Raw genomic sequence first — 17525 nt, forward strand, 5'->3', positions numbered from 1 at the left:
AGATTTTCTGATGCAGTGTCAGATCTTTGCCGGGTGCCCGCGGTTGACAGGGCCGGGCACTGACATGAAAGTTTCAGCAGTCTCTTGTGATCCCGAAAGATAATTTCAGTTCAGGAGAGTTTCAGGAGGGGGCACGGTCATGGCCGAGGGCAACGGGGCGGCGGACAGATCGGATGGCGGTCTCAGCCGACGCCAACTGGGCGTGCGGGTGGCGGCGTTGGGTGGGGCGCTGGCACTGGTGCCGTTCCCCGCGGGTCCCGCCGCGGCGGCGGGGTCCGCGACCGGCGGCGGGCGTCCGACACTGCGGCCCGGCACCCCCGAGCGCGCCGGGCTGCTCGCCGGGCATCTGCGGCAACTGGTGGCCGACGCCGAGCAGTTCCTCGGCCCCTCCCCCAAGCACCCCTGGTACGCGGGAGCCGTCCTGCTCGCGGGCCGCGGCGGCACGGTCGCCCTGCACCAGCCCATCGGCAAGGCGGTGCGCTACGCGGCGTACGACGAGAAGACCGACACCGGCGTCGAGCTGCCGGCCGACCGGCAGATCGCGATGGCCGAGGACACGGTCTTCGATCTCGCCTCCGTCTCCAAGCTGTTCACCTCGCTGCTGGCGGTGCAGCAGATCGAGCGGGGAAAGCTGGAGCTGGAGGGGAAAGTCGCCTCGTACCTCCCGGATTTCGGGGGCGCTGGCAAGCAGGACATCACCATTCGCCAGCTCCTCACCCACACCTCGGGTTTCCGCGCCTGGATCCCCCTCTTCAAGGAACCCACGCGCGAGGGGCAACTGCGGCTCATCTGGAACGAGGCTCCTCTCAACCCGCCCGGCACCAAGTACCTCTACTCGGACCTGAACCTGATCTCGCTCCAGCTGGTCCTCGAAGAGATCACCGGTCGCCGTCTGGACGCACTGCTCCACGACGAGATCACCGCTCCACTCGGGATGCACCGCACTCGCTACAACCCGCCCGCATCCTGGCAGCCGAAGATCGCCGCCACCGAGGACGCCCGCCTGCCCTGGTCGGGTCTCGACCGCGGCATGGTGTGGGGCGAGGTGCACGACGAGAACGCCTTCGGCTTCGGCGGGGTCGCCGGGCACGCGGGCGTCTTCTCCTGCGCCTGGGACCTCGCGATCCTCGGCCGCACACTGCTCAACGGCGGGGTCTACGGCCGCTCCCGCATCCTCTCCGCCGAGTCCGTGAAGCTGATGTTCACCGACTTCAACACCGATTTCCCCGGCGACGAGCACGGCCTGGGCTTCGAGCTCTACCAGCACTGGTACATGGGTGCGATGGCCACACCGCGCACCGCGGGCCACACGGGGTTCACCGGCACCTCCCTCGTCCTCGACCCCACCACCGACTCCTTCCTCGTCGTGCTCGGCAACTCGGTGCACCCGGTGCGCAGTTGGCGCTCCGGCTCGGCCCCCAGGGTGGCGGCGGCCAACCGCATGGCACGCGCCGTTCCGGTACGTCCCGCACGCGGGCGCACCGCTTGGTTCTCCGGCATGGCGAGCGCGGCATCGGCCACGCTGACCCTGCCGCCGCTCACCCTCACCACGGACCGGGCGAGGCTGCGGTGCGCGCTGTGGTGGGACACCGAGCCGGGCTCGGACCTGCTGCGCCTCGAGGCCTCGCGCGACGACGGTGCGACATGGCAGCCGGTGCCGTTCACCACGGAGCGCAAGGGGTCGGACCCTCGGCAACACCCCGACGGCACGGCCTCCGGCTGGTCGGGACGCGTCTGGCACCGGCTGACCGCGGACCTCCCGGACCTGCGGGGCGAGCGGGTGCGGCTGCGCTGGCGGTACACGACGGACCAGCTCTACGTGGGGCGCGGTGCGTACGCCGACGAGCTGCGGGTCGAGGACGGCGGCCGCACGGCCTTCGACGAGGCGCGGCCCGCCGACTCGGCCCGCATCGAGGCCGTGGGCTGGGCCCCTTCGGCCGACTGAGGACAGGCCGGGAGTCGGCCGGCCCACCGCCACAAGCGGCGCCCTACTACTCCCCCAGCGCTGCCATCGCCGCGTTGTGCCCGGGGATGCCGCTGACCCCGCCGCCGCGCACGGCTCCCGCCCCGCACAGCAGGACGTTCGCGTGCCGCGTCTCCACGCCCCAGCGGCCTGTGCCGTCCTGGGCGTAGGGGAAGGCGAGGTCGCGGTGGAAGATGTTGCCGCCGGGCAGGCGCAGGTCGCGTTCCAGGTCGAGCGGGGTCTTGGCCTCGATGCAGGGGCGGCCGTCGGCGTCGGTGGCCAGGCAGTCGGCGAGCGGCTCGGCCAGGTGCGCGTCCAGCTGCGCCAGGGTCGACTTCAGGAGTTCGGCCCGTACGGCGTCGTTGTCGTGGGCGAAGAGGCGGGCGGGCGTGTGCAGCCCGAAGAGGGTGAGGGTCTGACAGCCGCGCTCCACGAGTTCGGGGGCGAGGATGCTGGGGTCGGTCAGGGAGTGGCAGTAGATCTCGGACGGCGGCGCGGCGGGCAGCTCACCGGCCGCGGCCTGGGCGTACGCGGTCGCCAACTCGCCGTATCCCTCCCCGATGTGGAAGGTCCCTGCGAAGGCCTCGTGCGGGTCGACCGAGGTGTCGCGCAGCCTCGGCAGCCGATCGAGCAGCATGTTGACCTTGAGCTGGGCGCCCTCGGCCGGGGCGGGCGCCGTGTCGCCGACGAGGGCGGCCAGCTCCTGCGGTGAGGCGTTGACCAGGACGTGCCGTGCGGCGACGGTGGCCTCGCGCTCGGGTGAGCGGTACGTGACCTCGGCGGTCTGTCCGTCCGACTCGATGCGGGTGACCTCGTGGTCCGTGGCGAGCTCGGCGCCCGCCGCTCTGGCCGCTGCCGCGAGGGCGCCGGTGAGCGCGCCCATGCCGCCGACGGGCACGTTCCAGTCGCCGGTGCCGCCTCCGATGACGTGGTAGAGGAAGCAGCGGTTCTGGCGCAGGGACGGGTCGTGGGCGTCGGCGAACGTCCCGATGAGGGCGTCGGTGAGGACGACACCACGCACCAGGTCGTCGGCGAACCGCTCCTCGATGGCGGCGCCGATGGGCTCCTCGAAGAGCGCCCGCCAGGCGGCTTCGTCACCGACCCGCTCACGCAGCTCCTCCCGGGAGGGCAGGGGCTCGGTGAGCGTGGGAAACACCTCCTTGGCGACCTGCCCGGTCATGGCGTAGAACTCCTGCCACGCCTCGTACTCCCGCGGGCCGCCGGTGAGCCGCTCGAACGCGTCCCTGGTCCGCGCGTCGCCCCCGCCGACGAGCAACCCGGCAGGATGCCCGTCGCGCTCGGTCGGTGTGTAGGAGGAGACGGTGCGGGTGCGCACCCGGAAGTCCAGGTCGAGGTCCCGGACGATCTTCCGCGGCAGCAGGCTGACCAGGTACGAGTAGCGCGAGAGCCTGGCGTCCACCCCGGCGAAGGGCCGGCTGGACACGGCGGCGCCGCCGGTGCCTGAGAGCCGCTCCAGGAGCAGGACGGAGCGTCCGGCGCGGGCGAGATAGGCGGCGGCCACGAGTCCGTTGTGACCACCGCCGACGATGACGGCGTCGTATCGATCGCGAGGAGGCATAGCCCTTGGTAACACGTTCGCGCACGACGCGGCGTGACCGTCGACTCACCTCGGCTGACTCCTGCGGTCGCGTCGTGGCTGGTCGCGCGCACGCGGCGGAGCCGCATATGTAACAGCCCCGCGCCCCTTCGGGGCGCTGCCTAGTGCCCTCCCGACGCCCGCTGCTGGCGCAGCGCCGCCACCCGCCGGTAGAGCTCGACCGCCTCGGTGCCACGACCCAGCTGCTCCAGGCAGTGCGCCTCGTCATTGCGGCTGGCGAGGGCGTCGGGATGGTCGACGCCGAGTACCTGCTCACGCGCGGCAGCGACCCTGCGGTACTCGGTGAGGGCGTCGGCCCAGCGGCCGAGCCAGCCGAGGCCCACGGCCACCTCGCGGCGGCTGACCAGGGTGTCCGGGTGGTCGCCGCCGAGGACGCGCTCGCGGATCGCGCAGACGTCCCGGGCCTCGGCCAGGGCTTCCTCCCAGCGGCTCTGACGGCCGAGGTTGACGCCGAGGCCGTGCCGGGCGCGCAGGGTCTCGGGGTCGGCGGGGCCGTTCACGCGGGTGCGGTCGTCGATCAGGTCGCGGTACAGCTCAAGGGCCTCGCCGCTGCGGCCGAGCCTGCCGAGGCTGATGCCCACCTCGTAGCGGGCGGCGAGGGTGTCGGGGTGATCGGCGCCGAGCGCCCGCACGCGTGCGTCGGCGACCTCGCGGTACGTCTGGAGCGCCTCGGGCCAGCGGCCCAACTGGCCAAGGGCGTAGGCGACTTCGTAGCGGGTGACGAGGGTGTCGGGGTGCGTGGCGCCGAGGACGCGCGCGCGGGCCGTCGCGACCTCGCGCGCCAGTTGGTAGGAGTCCTCCAGGCGGCCGAGTCTGCTGAGGTTGTACGCGAGGTTGTGCCGGCAGCGCAGGGTGTCGGGGTGGTCGGCGCCCGCGGCCCGCTCCCGCACGGCCAGGACCGACGTGTACATCTGGTGCGCCTCGAAGTGCCGCCCCAACTGCCCCATGACGTACGCCATTTCCTGCCGGGCGGCCAGCGTGTCCGGGTGCTCGGGGCCGAGGGAGCGCTCCCTGCCCTGGGCGACGCGGCCGTACTCCCGCAGGGCGTCGGCCGCCCGTCCGGTGCGGCTGAGCGTGAAGCCCACTTCGTAGCGGCTCGCCAGCGTGTCCGGGTGCTCGGGGCCGAGGGCGTGCTCCCGCTCGGCGGCCACCGCGCGGTGCACCTCGCCCGCCTCGGCCCAGCGGCCGAGGCGCCCCAGGCTCAGGCCCGCGTTGTGCCGGCTGACGAGGGTGGCGACCACTTCCGGTGACGGCGTGGGGCGTTCGGGCTGCCGCGGCGTCGCGGCTCGGCGGGCGTCGGTGCGCGGGATCCACTCGCCGGTCAGGCCCGCCGCCGCGTCGGGCGGCGTCGTCCGCAGTTCGGAGGTGCCGTTCGCCTTGTGCCCGGTCGTCATGCCGCGGGTCCACGACGGCAGCCGCGGCTCGCGCGACGGCGGCTGCTCCGGGCGGCGCACCGGCGGGGTGACGACGGTCGGGACGTACGTGGGGACCGTGCGCCCTGTGAGGATGCGGCGCCCCAGCTCGCGCGCATCAGCGGGCCGCTTGTCGGGTTCCTTGGCGAGCAGGTCGAGGATGATCTTCTCGAAGTACTCGGGCAGCTCGTCGCGGTGGCTGCGCGGCGGCTCGGGCGCCGTGTCGCGGTGGCCGACGAGCACGGCCCAGGCGTCCTCCAGGTCGAACGGCGGCGCCCCGGTGGCGATCTCGTAGAGGACGCACCCGAAGGAGTAGAGGTCGCTGCGCTGGTCGACCTGGGTGCCGCTGATCTGCTCGGGCGACATGTAGTGCGGTGTGCCCATCGCTATGCCCGTGCCGGTCAGGCGCGAGGTGAAGCCGATGTCGTGGCCGAGCCGGGCGATCCCGAAGTCGCAGATCTTCACCGTGCCGTCCGTGAGGCGCATGATGTTCGCGGGCTTCAGGTCCCGGTGCACGATGCCCTGTTCGTGGGTGTACGCGAGCGCGGACGAGACCTGGTCGGCGATCTCCACGACGTCCGCGACCGGCAGCGGATGCTGTTTGTTGTCCTCCAGGAGCTGGCTGAGGTTGCGTCCTTCCAGCAGCTCCATGACCAGATACAGGACGCCGTCGTGCTCCCCGAAGTCATGGACGACGGTGACGCCGCGGTGCTGCAGCGCCGCCGCGACGCGTGCCTCGCGCCGGAACCGTTCACGCAGCACGCGCGTGAAGGACTGGTCGTGCTGGTGCCCCAGTGGCTTGAGGCACTTCACGGCGACGTGGCGCCCCAGCGATTCGTCGCGCGCCCGCCACACCTCGCCCATGCCGCCGCGCCCGATCAGGTCCAGTAGCCGGTACCGGCCCTGGATCAGCCTGGTGTCCGCCATCTCCCGCCGCCGCCCCCGTTGCCTCGCTTCGCCCTCCCCGGCCCGTCCAGTATGGCTGCCCGCCTGTCGAGTTTGTACGGGGCAGGCCGGGCGCCGGGCCCGAGCCTGGCCATGGCGCGCAGAATGTGCTTCGGGGGAAGTTGCCAGCGTAGCCGGGCGGGAATGGTGCGCAGGATGGTGCCTGTGGTGACGAGCCGCCGGGTCACGGTGGCGGGCGGCGGGGCCGTCCTGCCGTACAGCTCGTGGGCGTACGGCGGCAGCGAGGCGTACGCCAGATTCGCCACGCGCCGCCACAGCAGGGCGCGCGCCGGGATCAACAGCGGGTGGGTCGGCGGACGTCGGAGGAAGTCGTCGACGTCGCGCGCCTCGGGCCCCGCGGCGAGTTCGGGCCGCACGCGCTCGAAGTACGCGGCGAGTTCGGCGGTCGACGCCGGTACGTCGGCGGGGTCGAGGCCGACCAGGCGGGCGCTCTCCCGGTGCTCGGCGACGTATCGGTCGGCGAGGTCGTCGGTCAGGCGGAACCCCGACCGGCGTGCGACGTGCAGATAGGAGTCGATCTCGGCGCAGTGCACCCAGAGCAGCAGCTCGGGTTCGTCGACGCCGTACCGCTCCCCCGTGTCGGGATCGGTGGCCTTGAGCATCGTGTGGATCTTCCGCACACGGGCGCCAGCGTGCTCGGCGACCTCGGTGGTGCCGTATGTGGTGGTGCCCACGAAGTTCGCGGTACGCATGAGGCGGCCCCATGCGTCTTTCCTGAAGTCGGAGTTCTGCATGACGCCGCGGACCGCGCGCGGGTGCAGGGCCTGTAGGTACAGGGCGCGGACCCCGGCGACCCACATCATCGGGTCGCCGTGCATCTGCCAGGTCACGGACGAGGGCCCGAAGAGCCCCGGGTCGGCCCCCATCGGGTGCCCCGATGTGGATGCCTCGCGCATACAACCACCTCCTGACCGCAGGCTACGCCGCCCGGTCCGGCCTCAACCCGTCTTGAACACCTCGGGGTTGGCGCAGTGCTCCAAGGGCTCGCCGCGCAGGAAACGGCCGACCTCACCGGCCACGATGTTCGCGGCCTTGTGCGCGACCTGCCGGCTGCCGCCCGCGATGTGCGGGGTGAGGACGACGCCGGGAGCGGTGAGGAGACGGGAGTCGGCGGGAAGGGGCTCCTCGGGGAACACGTCGAAGCCCGCTCCGGAGAGGTGACCCGACTCCAGGGCGTCGCAGACCGCCTCGTAGTCGAGCAGCGCGCCGCGGGCGCAGTTGACGATGATCGATCCGCGGGGCATCGCGGCGATCTGTGCGCGGCCGATCATTCCCTTGGTCTCGTCGGTGACCCGGGCGTGCAGGGAGACGATGCGCGAGCGGCGGAGCAGTTCGGCGAGGGAGACCTGTTCGGCGACGCCCGTCAGCGCGTCGGGCCGTACGTACGGGTCGTGCACCAGGACCTCGGCGCCCATGGCGCGCAGGACCTTGGCGACGCGGCTGCCGATGGCGCCGTAGCCGATCAGGCCGACGGTCGCGCCGTCGATCTCGATGCCGCAGTTGTCGTAGTCGTAGTAGTCGCCGCGCCAGGTGCCGTCGCGCAGGTCGGTGTGGGTGTCGCCGACGCCGCGTGCGGCGGCGAGCAGCAGGGTGAGGGTGTGTTCCGCGGTGGCGGTGGCGTTGCGGCCGGGGGCGTAGCAGACCGCCACTCCGTGCCGGGTCGCGGCTTCGAGGTTGGCGTTGACCGGGCCGCCGCGGCTGGTGCAGAACAGCTTCAGGTCGGGGCAGTTGGCGAGGATGCGCTCGGTGAGCGGGCCGTGCTCGGTGACACAGATCTGCACGCCCCGCAGCGCCTCGATCATCTCCTCCTCGCTGCCGGATGCCTCGATGACCTCGGCGACCGGGCCGAACGGCGTGTGCGGCCAGGGGAATTGGAGTTCGCGGACGTCCAGCGGCAGCTCCCCTGCGGCGCCACGCACGGCCTCGGTGAACAGGCTCGGGCGGATGAAGTGGTTGCCGGCGGCGAGGACGGTGGTGCTCATGGGTGGTGTCTCCTGAAAGGCGGTGCGGGCAGGCGGGTGGCCGGTCAGCGGAAGTCGGGGGTCTCGGTCGTCGCGGGGGTGTTGAGTCGCAGCAGTGCGGTCTGCCCGTCCTCGACGCGGATTTCCGTGAGGGCCCCGTTGAGCAGTTGGGGGAAGACCCGGCGGTAGTCGGAGAGCGGGATGCCGAGGAGTTGGCAGAGCAGGACCCGGACGAGCGTGGAGTGGGCGACGAGGAGGACCCTGCCGCGTGGCTGTTCGCGGGCGATGTCGGCCAGGCATTCGGCGGCGCGCGCGGCGGCCTTGCGCGGGTCCTCGCCGCCGGGCAGATGGTGCTCCACCGGGTCGTCGAGGAAGGCCGCGAGCCGCTCCGGGAAGCGCTCGCGCATCTCGTCCCTGGTCAGGCCGTCGCCCTGGCCGAAGTCGAGTTCGCAGAGACGCTCGTCGACGCGCGGGGTGAGGCCGCAGGCGTCGGCGGCGGGTGCGGCGGTGAGCCGGGCGCGGGAGAGCGGGGAGCTCCAGACGGCCGTGAGCTCCGCGGCGCGGGCCCACACGGCGAGAGCGGCGGCCTGCGCGGGCCCGTGCTCGGTGAGGGGTACGTCGGTGCGTCCCGCGTAGCGGTTCTCCGCGTGCCAGACGGTTTCGCCATGGCGTACGAGGATGAAGTCGGTCACTGCGCTGCCCTCCTGCGGGCGTGGTCGGCCACGGTCTGGTCGAGCCAGCCACGGCGGGTGAGTTCGTCGATGAAGCGGAGGTAGACGGGGAGGTAGCGGGCGGTGCGGGCGGGCGACGGGTGGATCTCCTCGCCGATCCGGACCATGGCGGCGGCCGCCTCCTGGAGGCTCGCGCCGCAGGAGGTGGCGGCGAGCACGGCCATGCCGATGGCGCCCTCGGCCTGTTCCGGAAGGCGTACCGGACGCCCGAGGACCTCGGCGCGCAGCCTGCACCAGTAGCGGTTGCGGGCGCCTCCGCCGGTGAGGGTGAGCGGTCCGTCCACCGGTGCGCCGAGGTGGTCGAGATAGTCGAGGCAGAGCCGTTCCAGGCAGGCGACGCCTAGGAGGTAGGCGTGGAACTCGGCGGCGCGGGTGGGGGTCTCGCCGAGGATGAAGGGTTCGGCTTCCGGGGCTCGGAAGGGGAAGCGTTCGCCGCCGGTGGAGACCAGGGGGTAGGCGACCGCGTCCGGGTCGAGCGCGGCGGCCTGTTCGGTGAGGTCGTCCAGGTTCTCGCCGTGGAAGTGCCGGGCGACGGCGCCCGCGCCGCTGCTGGACGCGCCGCCGGGCAGCCAGCTGTCGCCCGGTCCGCGGTGGCAGTACACGACGCCCGCCGGGTCGCGGACCAGGTGCGTGCTGGTGCCCTTGAGTACGAGGGTGGTGCCGAGCACCGAGTTCCAGGCCCCGGGTTCCAGGGCTCCGGCGCCGATCTGGGCGGCGCAGCCGTCCGTCATTCCGGCGACGAGGGCGGTGCCCTCGGGGATGCCGGTGGCTTCCGCGGCGTCGGCGCAGACGGTGCCGAGCACGCTGCCGGGGCGTACGACGTCGGGCAACAGGCCTTCGGGGGCGCCGAGTTCGGCCATGACCTTGTGCGGCCAGCGCTCCTCGATCAGGTGGTAGCCGGTCTTGAGGGCATGGCTTGCGTCGGCGGCGACCTGATGTCCGGCGAGACGCCAGGTGATCAGGTCGACCTGGTGAAGGAGCCGGGTCCCCGCTGCGGCCGGTGTGGCGTCCTGGTCCAGGAGCCAGTGCAGCTTCGGCAGCGCCCAGGACGGCTGCATGCTGCGGTAGCCGAGCTCCCGCCAGACCTCTCCACCCGCCTCGTTGACGGTCGCCGCCTGGTCGGCGGCGCGCCCGTCGTCGTACATCAGGCCGGGGGTGAGCGGGCGGCCGGTGGCGTCGGCGAGCAGGATCGTCCCGGAGGTTCCGTCGATCGCGAGCCCGCGGATCCTTCGCGCGTCGAGTCCGCCCAGGGCCTCGCGGCAGGCGGCGGCCAGTGCGGTCCACCACTGCTCGGGGTCCTGCTCGTGGCGTACGCCGTCCCGGTGGCTTGTCAGCGGCCGCGACGCGGCGCCGATGAGCTGCCCGGTGCCGTCGACGGCGACGCAACGGGCGCTCTGGGTGCCGAGGTCGAGGCCGAGCCAGATCCCGTCGAGGGGCGCGTGGTCGGCGCGATGGATGTCAGGCACAGATGTCTCCCGGGTCGGTGGCGGTGCTTTCGCCGTGATGGGCGGTCGCGTCCGGCCCCGGGGCACGGCTCCCCCGCCATACCGCGCCGCCCCGCCAGCCTGCCTCGCGGGCGATGGTCCGCCGGCCGATGAAGTCCTCGTACAGGGCGGCGTAGAACTGTGCGCGCTCCGGGTCTGGTTCCCAACTGCTTTGCATCCGGACGTACTTGGCCGCGGCGGTGTGCATGCTGCTCTCGGCGCCGGAGCGGACGAGGCCGGTGAGGAAGGCGCCCTTGGCGCCCAGTTCGGTGTCGCCGGAGCGGGCGGTCGGCACACCCGTCGCATCGGCGATCAGCGCGCACCACGCATCACTGTTGGCGCCGCCGCCGCACAGCCGCAGCTCGCTGACGTCCGTACGGGCCGCGGCCAGCGAGTCGCGCAGGACGAGGGAGAGCCCGTCGAACACGGCGCGGGCCAGGTCGGCGCGCGAGTGCTCCAGGGAAAGACCCCAGAAGGAGCCGCGGGCCTGTGGGTCGAGGAACGGCGCGCGTTCGCCGGCCGGGGAGAGGTAGGGCAGGAACAGCAACCCGCGGGCGCCGGGCTCCGATTCGAAGGCAAGGCGTGCCAACTCCGGCGGCCCGGAGAGACCCAGCGTCTGCGCGGCCCAGCCGAGCACCTCGGCGCCGTTGAGGGTCGGGAAGGCGCGAAGGATCCGCTCGCGGCCGCGGTAGGCGATGTTGATGCCGGAGGGTTCGCCGCTGGTGTCCACGTCCGTGCGGACGATCTCCGTGCACAGGGTGGTGCCCAGGATGCTGCACGCCTGGCCGGGGTTGACCACGCCGACGCCGCGGGCGGTGGCGGCGATGTCGTACGGGGACATCACGACCGGAAGACCGGCGGGCAGCCCCAGTTGTCCCGCGGCATCGCCGGTGATCTCGGCGATCCGCTCCGACTCCCCGAGGACGGTCGGCAGGAGCCGGTGGTACGCGCTCAGGCCGAACAGGTCGAGGATCCGCGGGTCGTAGTCCCCGGTGGTGTGGTCCAGGAACGGGGCGGAGGCGTCGGATTCGTCGCAGGCGCGGACACCGGTGAGGCGCAGGAAGAGCCAACCCGCCGCGGTGAGCGAGGTGGTGGAGCGTGCGAGGCGGTCCGGGTCGTGGGCCGCGAGCCAGCTGAAGAGGGCGTTGGGCATGCCGGCGCAGGTCAGCGAACCGTTGCGGCGGAAGGCGGCTTCGAGAACGCCTTCGCGCTGCCAGGTGGTGAGCAGGTCCCCGGCCCGGCCGTCGGACCACAGGATCGCGGGTCCTGTGGGGCGGCCGTCCTCGTCGACGAGCCAGGCGCCGTCGCCCTGGGCGGTGAAGGACACCAGCCAGACGGGGTCGGCGAGGCCGGAGAGCACGCTGCGGACGGTGTGGACGACGGCGTTCCAGACGGCGTCCATGTCCTGTTCCGCCCAGCCGGGGTGGGGCCGCAGGACCTCGGTGGCGAGCCGGGCGACCGCGATCTCCTCGCCCTGGTCGTCGAAGACGACCGACTTGATCATCGTGGTGCCCACGTCAATGGTCAGTACGGACATCAGGTGGCTCCTTTCACGCCGGGGCCGAGGCGGTGGCGGGCGCGGCGTCCGGCGAGGCACTCGCCGTTTCCGCCGCGCCCGTGTCGTCCGGCAGCTTCAGGAAGAGCGCGAGCACGGTGCTCACCGCATGCATCCCCGCGAAAATCCAGACCACCCCTGTGACGCCGAGCGGCCCGACGAAGACGGCGACGACCGCCGGGCCGACGAAGGTGCTGGCTCCCGCACCCAGGTTGAGCGCGGAGAGCGCCTGTCCCTTGTGCCGCGGTTCCAGCGAGGGCACCAGTGCCGAAAGCGGTACATATCCGGCCAGCGTAGCGCCGTAGAAGGCGGCGGCCAGCAGCGCGAGCGGGAAGTTGTCGCCCGCCGCGTTCGGGACGTAGAAGAGCACCAGCGTGCTGACGGTGCAGCCGGCGCCTCCGAACCAGGCGATGGTCCTGCGCCAGCCGAAACGGTCGCCCACCACGCCGAAGAGCAGGTTGGCGAAGATGTTCGTCGCGAACATCGCGCTGAGCAGGTGCAGCCAATCGGTGAGGCTGAAGCCGACCGTCTTCGTGAAGTGGATCGGCATGATGACGAAGAAGCCGAACTGCGAGGCCGTGTTGATGACCCGGGCGAGCGAGCCCGCGCCGACCCGGGGGTTGCGCCACAGGACCGTGACGCTGCCGACGAGGGTGGCCACCGGCCCCTCGCCCTCACCCCGCGACTGCTTCCCGCCCCGGTCGTCACGGACGAGCAGAAGGGCGATCAGACCGCCCGCGGCCACCAGCGCAAGCGCGGACCACAGCGTGGCGTACGCGCCGATCTGCGGTATGAGTCCGCTGGCGACCAGCGAGCCGAGGGTGGGCAGGCCGCCGGTGAAGGCGAACCAGAACCAGCCCATGGCCGTGCCGAGCCGGGCGCGCGGCGCCACGGAGGCGATCCAGACGAGGAACCCGTAGGCGAACAACGGATAGCCGAGGCCGCGAAGTCCGTACCCGAGCATCATCAGCGGATAGCTGGTCATGGGGATGGCCAGGACGAGGAAGAGGAGCTGGAAGACGCCCCAGATGGCCAGACCGGTCCACATGACGCGGCGCGGGCCCCAGAGGTCGGAAAGCACTCCGGAGAGCCAGGCGGCGACGGCCGCGGCTGCGCCGTACACGGTGAACAGCAGGGCGACCCGGGGCTGCGAGATTCCCTCGTCGATCAGGTACGGCGAGAGATAGCCGGACTCGACCCCGTCTCCGATCATGAAGAGGAGCAGCCCGAGGTAGCCCCAGGCGAGGGTCGGCGGAATGCCCAGGCGTGTGATCAGTGAACGCGGAGGAGGGGGCAGAGAAGTCATCATCGACTCTCCCCTTTCTGCGGCGGGGGCAGGAGGGACGGACGAGGTGATGGAACAGCTGGCCGGAAAGGCGAGTCAATGGCGGCCTGAATCTTCCCATCGGGGCGGCGACCTGCCGTGTTGCGTCGGACCTGAGCCGCTCCCGGACGCCGCGCTCCTCGCGAGAGGCGCGTTAAATCCGTGCGAACATAACGCGGCGAGTTCACACACGTGCCGCCCGCGGATCAGGGCACGGACACCGGAGGGAGCACCGCGATGGACCGGATCGAGGCCCAGGAGGAGCGGCGGCGGCTGATGCGTGAGGCCGTCATCGGCCGCGGCTTCGTACGGACTGCGGACCTCGCCGAGGAGTTCCGCGTCAGCCTGATGACCGCGCACCGCGATCTGGACGCCCTTCAGGCGCAGGGGTGGCTGCGGAAGGTACGAGGGGGCGCGACCGGCCTTCCGTCGGCGCAGTTCCACGGCAGCGTCGCGGAGCGGATGGCCACCATGGCGCAGACGAAGCAGTTGCTCGCGCGGGCCGCCGCGACGCTGCTCGTGCCGGGCCAGACGGTGCTGCTCGACGACAGCACGACCTGCCTGCTCCTCGCGCACCAGGCCACCGAGCACACCCCGCTGACCGTGATCACCAACTCGCTCCCGGCCATCACCACGCTCGCGAAGGAACCCGGCATCTCACTGATCACGCTGGGCGGTGCGTACTTCCCGGCGTACGACGCGTTCATGGGCCTGCACACCGCGGACGCGGTCCGTGCCTTTCGCGCCGATGTCCTCTTCATGTCCACCACGGCCGTCACCAACGGCCGTTGCTATCACACCTCGCCGGAGACGGTGCAGGTCAAGCGGGCGATGATGGAGTGCGCGGCGCGGCGGGTGCTGGTCGCGGACCACACCAAGTTCTGCAAGGACGGCCTTTACGCCCTCGCTCCGCTGACCGACTTCGATCTGCTGATCGTGGACGACGGCCTGGCCGCGGAGCAGGTTCGGGCGGTGCGGGCGGCCGGTACCGAGGTGATGGTGGTGCCGACCCGCGATCAGTGAGGGGTGGTCACGGGGTGGTCAACTCCCGTCCGCGCCGGGGAGATCCGAGGTCAGGTAGGAGATGACCATGTCTCCCAGCATCGTCCGGTAGTGCTCGCGGCGGGACGCCTCGGTGAGGTCACGGCCGAAGAGCGTGCGGAAGGTGTGCCGGTTGGAGACCCGGAAGAAGCAGAACGAGCTGATCATCGCGTGCAGGTCGACGGCGTCCACCTCGGCCGTGAACACGCCCTGCTCACGCCCGGTTTCGAGGATGGAGGCAATGACGTCGATCGCCGGGGAGCTGAGGGAGGCGAGAGACGGCGAGGCGGCGATGTGCTGCGCCTCGTGGATGTTCTCGATGCTGACGAGGCGGATGAAGTCCGGGTGGGCCTCGTGGTGGTCGAAGGTGAGCTCGGCAAGGCGGCGGATGGCGGAGACCGGGTCCAGATGCCCGACGTCGAGCTGCTGCTCCTCGTGCCGGATGACCTTGTACGCACGCTCCAGGACCGCGGTGAACAGCCGGTCCTTGCTGCCGAAGTAGTAGTAGATCATCCGCTTCGTGGTCCGCATGCGGGCGGCGATCTCGTCCACCCTGGCCCCCGCATAGCCCATGCGGGCGAACTCCTCGGTGGCCACATCGAGGATCTCCCCCTGCGTACGGGCCGCGTCCCGGGTTCGTTTGACGGGCGGGGACGGCGGGGGGACTGCGGCGGCCATGCGGCTCCTCAGGGCGGACTCATCGGCGCCGATCAGTCTAATGGTGGTGAATATGCTGGGCGGCGAGTCGTACGCCCGCGTTCTGCGCCCCGTATCCGCGGTAGCCGCCCGTGCGCTGCACCAACTCGAAGAAGACCCGCCCGACCGTGGCGGTGTAGCAGTGGAGGAACTCCCCGTTCTCGTCACGGTCGTAGAGGATGCCCAGGTCCGCCAGGGTGGCCAGGTGCTGTGGCTCCAGTTCGTGGCGGGCGTCGAGGTCGTCGTAGTAGTTGGCGGGGATCGGCAGCAGACCCGTGCCCCGTTCCCGGACGCGCCGGGCGGCGGCGACGATGTCGTCCGTGGCAAGGGCGATGTGCTGCAGGCGGCTGCCGTCGGCGTCCGGCGCGGGCGCGATGTTGAGGACGATGCGCACACCCCCGTCGGGTGACGCCACGGCCCGGCTGCGCACCAGGCCGTAGGGGTCGGCCAGATCGAGGCTGCCGTCCGCCTCAAGGCCCAGCACGCCCCGGTGGAACAGCGATGCCTCGTCGAACTGGTGCCAGGGCTGGGTGAGGGCGATGTGGTCGATGTGGTGGACGGTCCCCGCCGGGTCCGTCCGCTCGGGTGCGGGAGCACGCGACGGTACGTCGGTGAAGTCACCGGTCCAGCTGGAGTGATCGGGCCGCCCCGTGCGGCAGAAGAAGAACTCCGTGCCGTCGGGTGCGGCCACCGCGTCCAGCGGGGCGTCGAGCGGGGCCCGGCGGCGCGGCACCACGGGTGCGAGCACCGCCTCGGCGCGCCGTGCGGCGCGGTCCGGGTCGGGGGTCTCCACGCCGACGGCCGTCAGCGCCGGGTCCTGACGGCGGCCGCTGACCCCGGTGTTGAGCAGGATCCGGGCCTCCCCCTGTTCCCACAGTTCGACCGGCTTCCAGGTGTGCCGAGCGGTGTGGGCGAAGCCGAGAGACTCGAGCACTCCGCGCAGCGGTTCGGTGTCGGCCGCGGTCAGCTCGGCGAAGGCGAAGCCGGAGGGCGCGGACGCGGCGGGCAGCGCGGACAGACCGGCCGACTCCTCGAGCAGGAGCAGCGAACGGAGCGCGTCGACGGCGGTGGAGGCCGCCCCTGCCTGCCGGAAGACGTCGTTGAACACTTCGAGCGACAGGGGCCCTTGGTATCCGGCCCGTACGGTGGCGGCCACCAGCGGGGCGAGGTCGAAGCCGCCCTGGCCGGGGAAGCAGCGGTAGTGCCTGCTCCATTGAAGGACGTCCATCGCCATCAGGGGTGCGTCCGCCAGCTGAAGGAAGAAGATCTTCTCGCCGGGGATGTCCGCGATGCCCTTGGGGTCCGACCCGCGGGAGAGGATGTGGAAGCTGTCGAGGCAGGTGCCGAGAGCCGGATGGTCCGCCTGCTCGACGATTCGCCAGGCGTGGTCGTACGTGCTGACGTGCCGCCCCCAGGCCAGTGCCTCGTAGGCGATACGGATGCCGTGGGCCGCTGCCCGGTCGGCGAGCAGCCGTAGTTGCTCGGCGGCGAGCGCGTCGTCGTCGACCGCATCGGGGGCGACGCTGGAGCAGACGAGGAGCAGGTCCGCGCCCAGGCGTTCCATCACGGCGAACTTGCGTTCCGCGCGCCGCAGATTGCGGGCGAGAGCATCGGCGGGGACGGCCTCGAAGTCGCGGAAGGGCTGGTAGAGGTCGATGCCCAGACCCAGATCCGCACAGCGAAGGCGCACCTCCTCGGGGCTGAGCGGCCCGCCCACCAGATCGTTCTCGAAGATCTCCACGCCGTCGAATCCGGCCGTGGCGACGGCGGTGAGCTTCTCGGACAACGGGCCGCTGAGCGAGACAGTGGCGATCGACTTGCGCATGGTGTCCTCCTGTCAGGTCAGGTCAGGTCAGGTCGGGCTGTGAGGTCGGATCAGGCCGGGAAGGCGGCCAGATCGCCGAGGTCGGCGAGCATCGGTCCGGTGTGCGGTTCGAGCCCGGTGAAGAGCCGGAAGGCGTCGGCCGCCTGGAACACGGCCATGCCGCCGCCGTCGAGGGTGCGGCAGCCGATGGCGCGGGCCTCGCGCAACAGCTCTGTCTCCAGCGGCCGGTAGACGACCTCGGCCACCCACAGGCCGGGCCTGAGCAGCGCGACCGGCAGCGGAAGACCCGGATGCGCGACCATGCCGGTCGGTGTGGCGTGGACGAGGCGTTCCGCGGCGGCGACGCGCTCGGCCACCGCACCGGTCGCCGCGGACACCGCACGGCCTGGCCCGAAGCGCGAGGTCAGCGCGGCGGCAAGGGCGGCGGCACGGGCCGTATCGGTGTCGACCAGGGTGACCCGGTCGACGCCGAGGTTCAGCAGCGCGTGCGCCACGGCGGCGCCCGCACCGCCCGCGCCGAGCTGCACGACGTCACCGGTCGGCGCGTCGGCCAGGCCACGGGCGAAGGACTGGGCGAAGCCGGTGGCATCGGTGTTGTGCCCGACGGCGCGTCCGTCCCTGAAGACGACGGTGTTCACGGCGCCGAGTTCGGCGGCCTCCGGGGCGAGCTCGTCCAGGTGCTCGATGACCAGCTGTTTGCAGGGGTGGGTGATGTTCAGCCCGTCGAAGCCGAGGCGGCGGGCGGCGTGTACCAGCTCACCGACGGCCTCGGGCGCGACGCCGAGCACGTCGATGTCGAGGGTGCGGTAGATGAGGCGGACACCGTGCCGGTCCGCCTCGCGCTCGTGCAGGGCGGGGCTCAGGGAGGGGCCGATGCCGGAGCCGATCAGGCCGGTGAGGTACGAGGTCATCGAGAGTTCCTGTGGGTCAGCTTGGCACGGTTGATCAT

At 71.9% G+C, this 17525-nt stretch carries 13 protein-coding genes; 2 read left to right on the forward strand and 11 right to left on the reverse strand.

Annotation, left to right across the window (positions count from 1 at the left end):
- Window positions 1-139: 139 nt before the first annotated feature.
- On the forward strand, window positions 140-1945 hold the full coding sequence (locus tag ABD378_RS15870) for a serine hydrolase domain-containing protein (protein ID WP_344521544.1): 1806 nt from the start codon (window positions 140-142) through the stop codon (window positions 1943-1945).
- A 46-nt stretch (window positions 1946-1991) separates the two neighbouring features.
- On the opposite strand, the gene ABD378_RS15875 is transcribed toward ABD378_RS15870, so the two are convergent.
- The 8 genes from ABD378_RS15875 to ABD378_RS15910 form a co-directional block, all read right to left on the reverse strand.
- Complete coding sequence (locus tag ABD378_RS15875; RefSeq protein WP_344521545.1) at window positions 1992-3542, reverse strand: phytoene desaturase family protein; 1551 nt, start codon at window positions 3540-3542, stop codon at window positions 1992-1994.
- 140 nt (window positions 3543-3682) lie between these two features.
- A complete protein-coding gene (locus ABD378_RS15880; protein WP_344521546.1) occupies window positions 3683-5920 on the reverse strand; it encodes a serine/threonine-protein kinase in 2238 nt (745 codons plus the stop codon).
- A complete protein-coding gene (locus tag ABD378_RS15885; RefSeq protein ID WP_344521547.1) occupies window positions 5902-6855 on the reverse strand; it encodes an oxygenase MpaB family protein in 954 nt (317 codons plus the stop codon). Before ABD378_RS15885 ends, ABD378_RS15880 begins: the two co-directional genes overlap by 19 nt.
- A gap of 42 nt (window positions 6856-6897) precedes the next feature.
- On the reverse strand, window positions 6898-7941 hold the full coding sequence (locus ABD378_RS15890; protein WP_344521548.1) for a 2-hydroxyacid dehydrogenase: 1044 nt from the start codon (window positions 7939-7941) through the stop codon (window positions 6898-6900).
- Window positions 7942-7985: 44 nt separating this feature from the next.
- On the reverse strand, window positions 7986-8612 hold the full coding sequence (locus ABD378_RS15895; RefSeq protein ID WP_344521549.1) for a histidine phosphatase family protein: 627 nt from the start codon (window positions 8610-8612) through the stop codon (window positions 7986-7988).
- On the reverse strand, window positions 8609-10117 hold the full coding sequence (locus ABD378_RS15900) for an FGGY-family carbohydrate kinase (RefSeq protein ID WP_344521550.1): 1509 nt from the start codon (window positions 10115-10117) through the stop codon (window positions 8609-8611). Before ABD378_RS15900 ends, ABD378_RS15895 begins: the two co-directional genes overlap by 4 nt.
- A complete protein-coding gene (locus tag ABD378_RS15905) occupies window positions 10110-11672 on the reverse strand; it encodes an FGGY-family carbohydrate kinase (RefSeq protein ID WP_344521551.1) in 1563 nt (520 codons plus the stop codon). Before ABD378_RS15905 ends, ABD378_RS15900 begins: the two co-directional genes overlap by 8 nt.
- 13 nt (window positions 11673-11685) lie before the next feature.
- The gene (locus tag ABD378_RS15910; RefSeq protein WP_386546899.1) at window positions 11686-12996 is read right to left on the reverse strand and encodes an MFS transporter; all 1311 of its coding nucleotides are present in this window, start codon (window positions 12994-12996) and stop codon (window positions 11686-11688) included.
- A 255-nt stretch (window positions 12997-13251) separates the two neighbouring features.
- On the opposite strand from ABD378_RS15910, the gene ABD378_RS15915 reads away from it, so the two are divergent.
- A complete protein-coding gene (locus ABD378_RS15915; protein ID WP_344521553.1) occupies window positions 13252-14037 on the forward strand; it encodes a DeoR/GlpR family DNA-binding transcription regulator in 786 nt (261 codons plus the stop codon).
- Between the two features lie 18 nt (window positions 14038-14055).
- Here the strand turns inward: ABD378_RS15915 and ABD378_RS15920 are convergent, their stop codons facing one another.
- From ABD378_RS15920 to ABD378_RS15930, 3 genes are read right to left on the reverse strand one after another with little or no spacing between them, the layout of a single operon-like run.
- Entirely contained in the window at window positions 14056-14733 is a 678-nt protein-coding gene (locus ABD378_RS15920; RefSeq protein WP_344521554.1) for a TetR family transcriptional regulator, read from the reverse strand.
- A 37-nt stretch (window positions 14734-14770) separates the two neighbouring features.
- Complete coding sequence (locus tag ABD378_RS15925; protein WP_344521555.1) at window positions 14771-16576, reverse strand: bifunctional sugar phosphate isomerase/epimerase/4-hydroxyphenylpyruvate dioxygenase family protein; 1806 nt, start codon at window positions 16574-16576, stop codon at window positions 14771-14773.
- A gap of 50 nt (window positions 16577-16626) precedes the next feature.
- Window positions 16627-17487 (reverse strand): shikimate dehydrogenase, encoded by an 861-nt coding sequence (locus ABD378_RS15930; RefSeq protein WP_344521556.1) that lies wholly within the window; start codon window positions 17485-17487, stop codon window positions 16627-16629.
- Window positions 17488-17525: the final 38 nt, after the last annotated feature.

The organism is Streptomyces rectiviolaceus (assembly GCF_039533825.1).
Classification (GTDB): Bacteria; Actinomycetota; Actinomycetes; order Streptomycetales; family Streptomycetaceae; genus Streptomyces; species Streptomyces rectiviolaceus.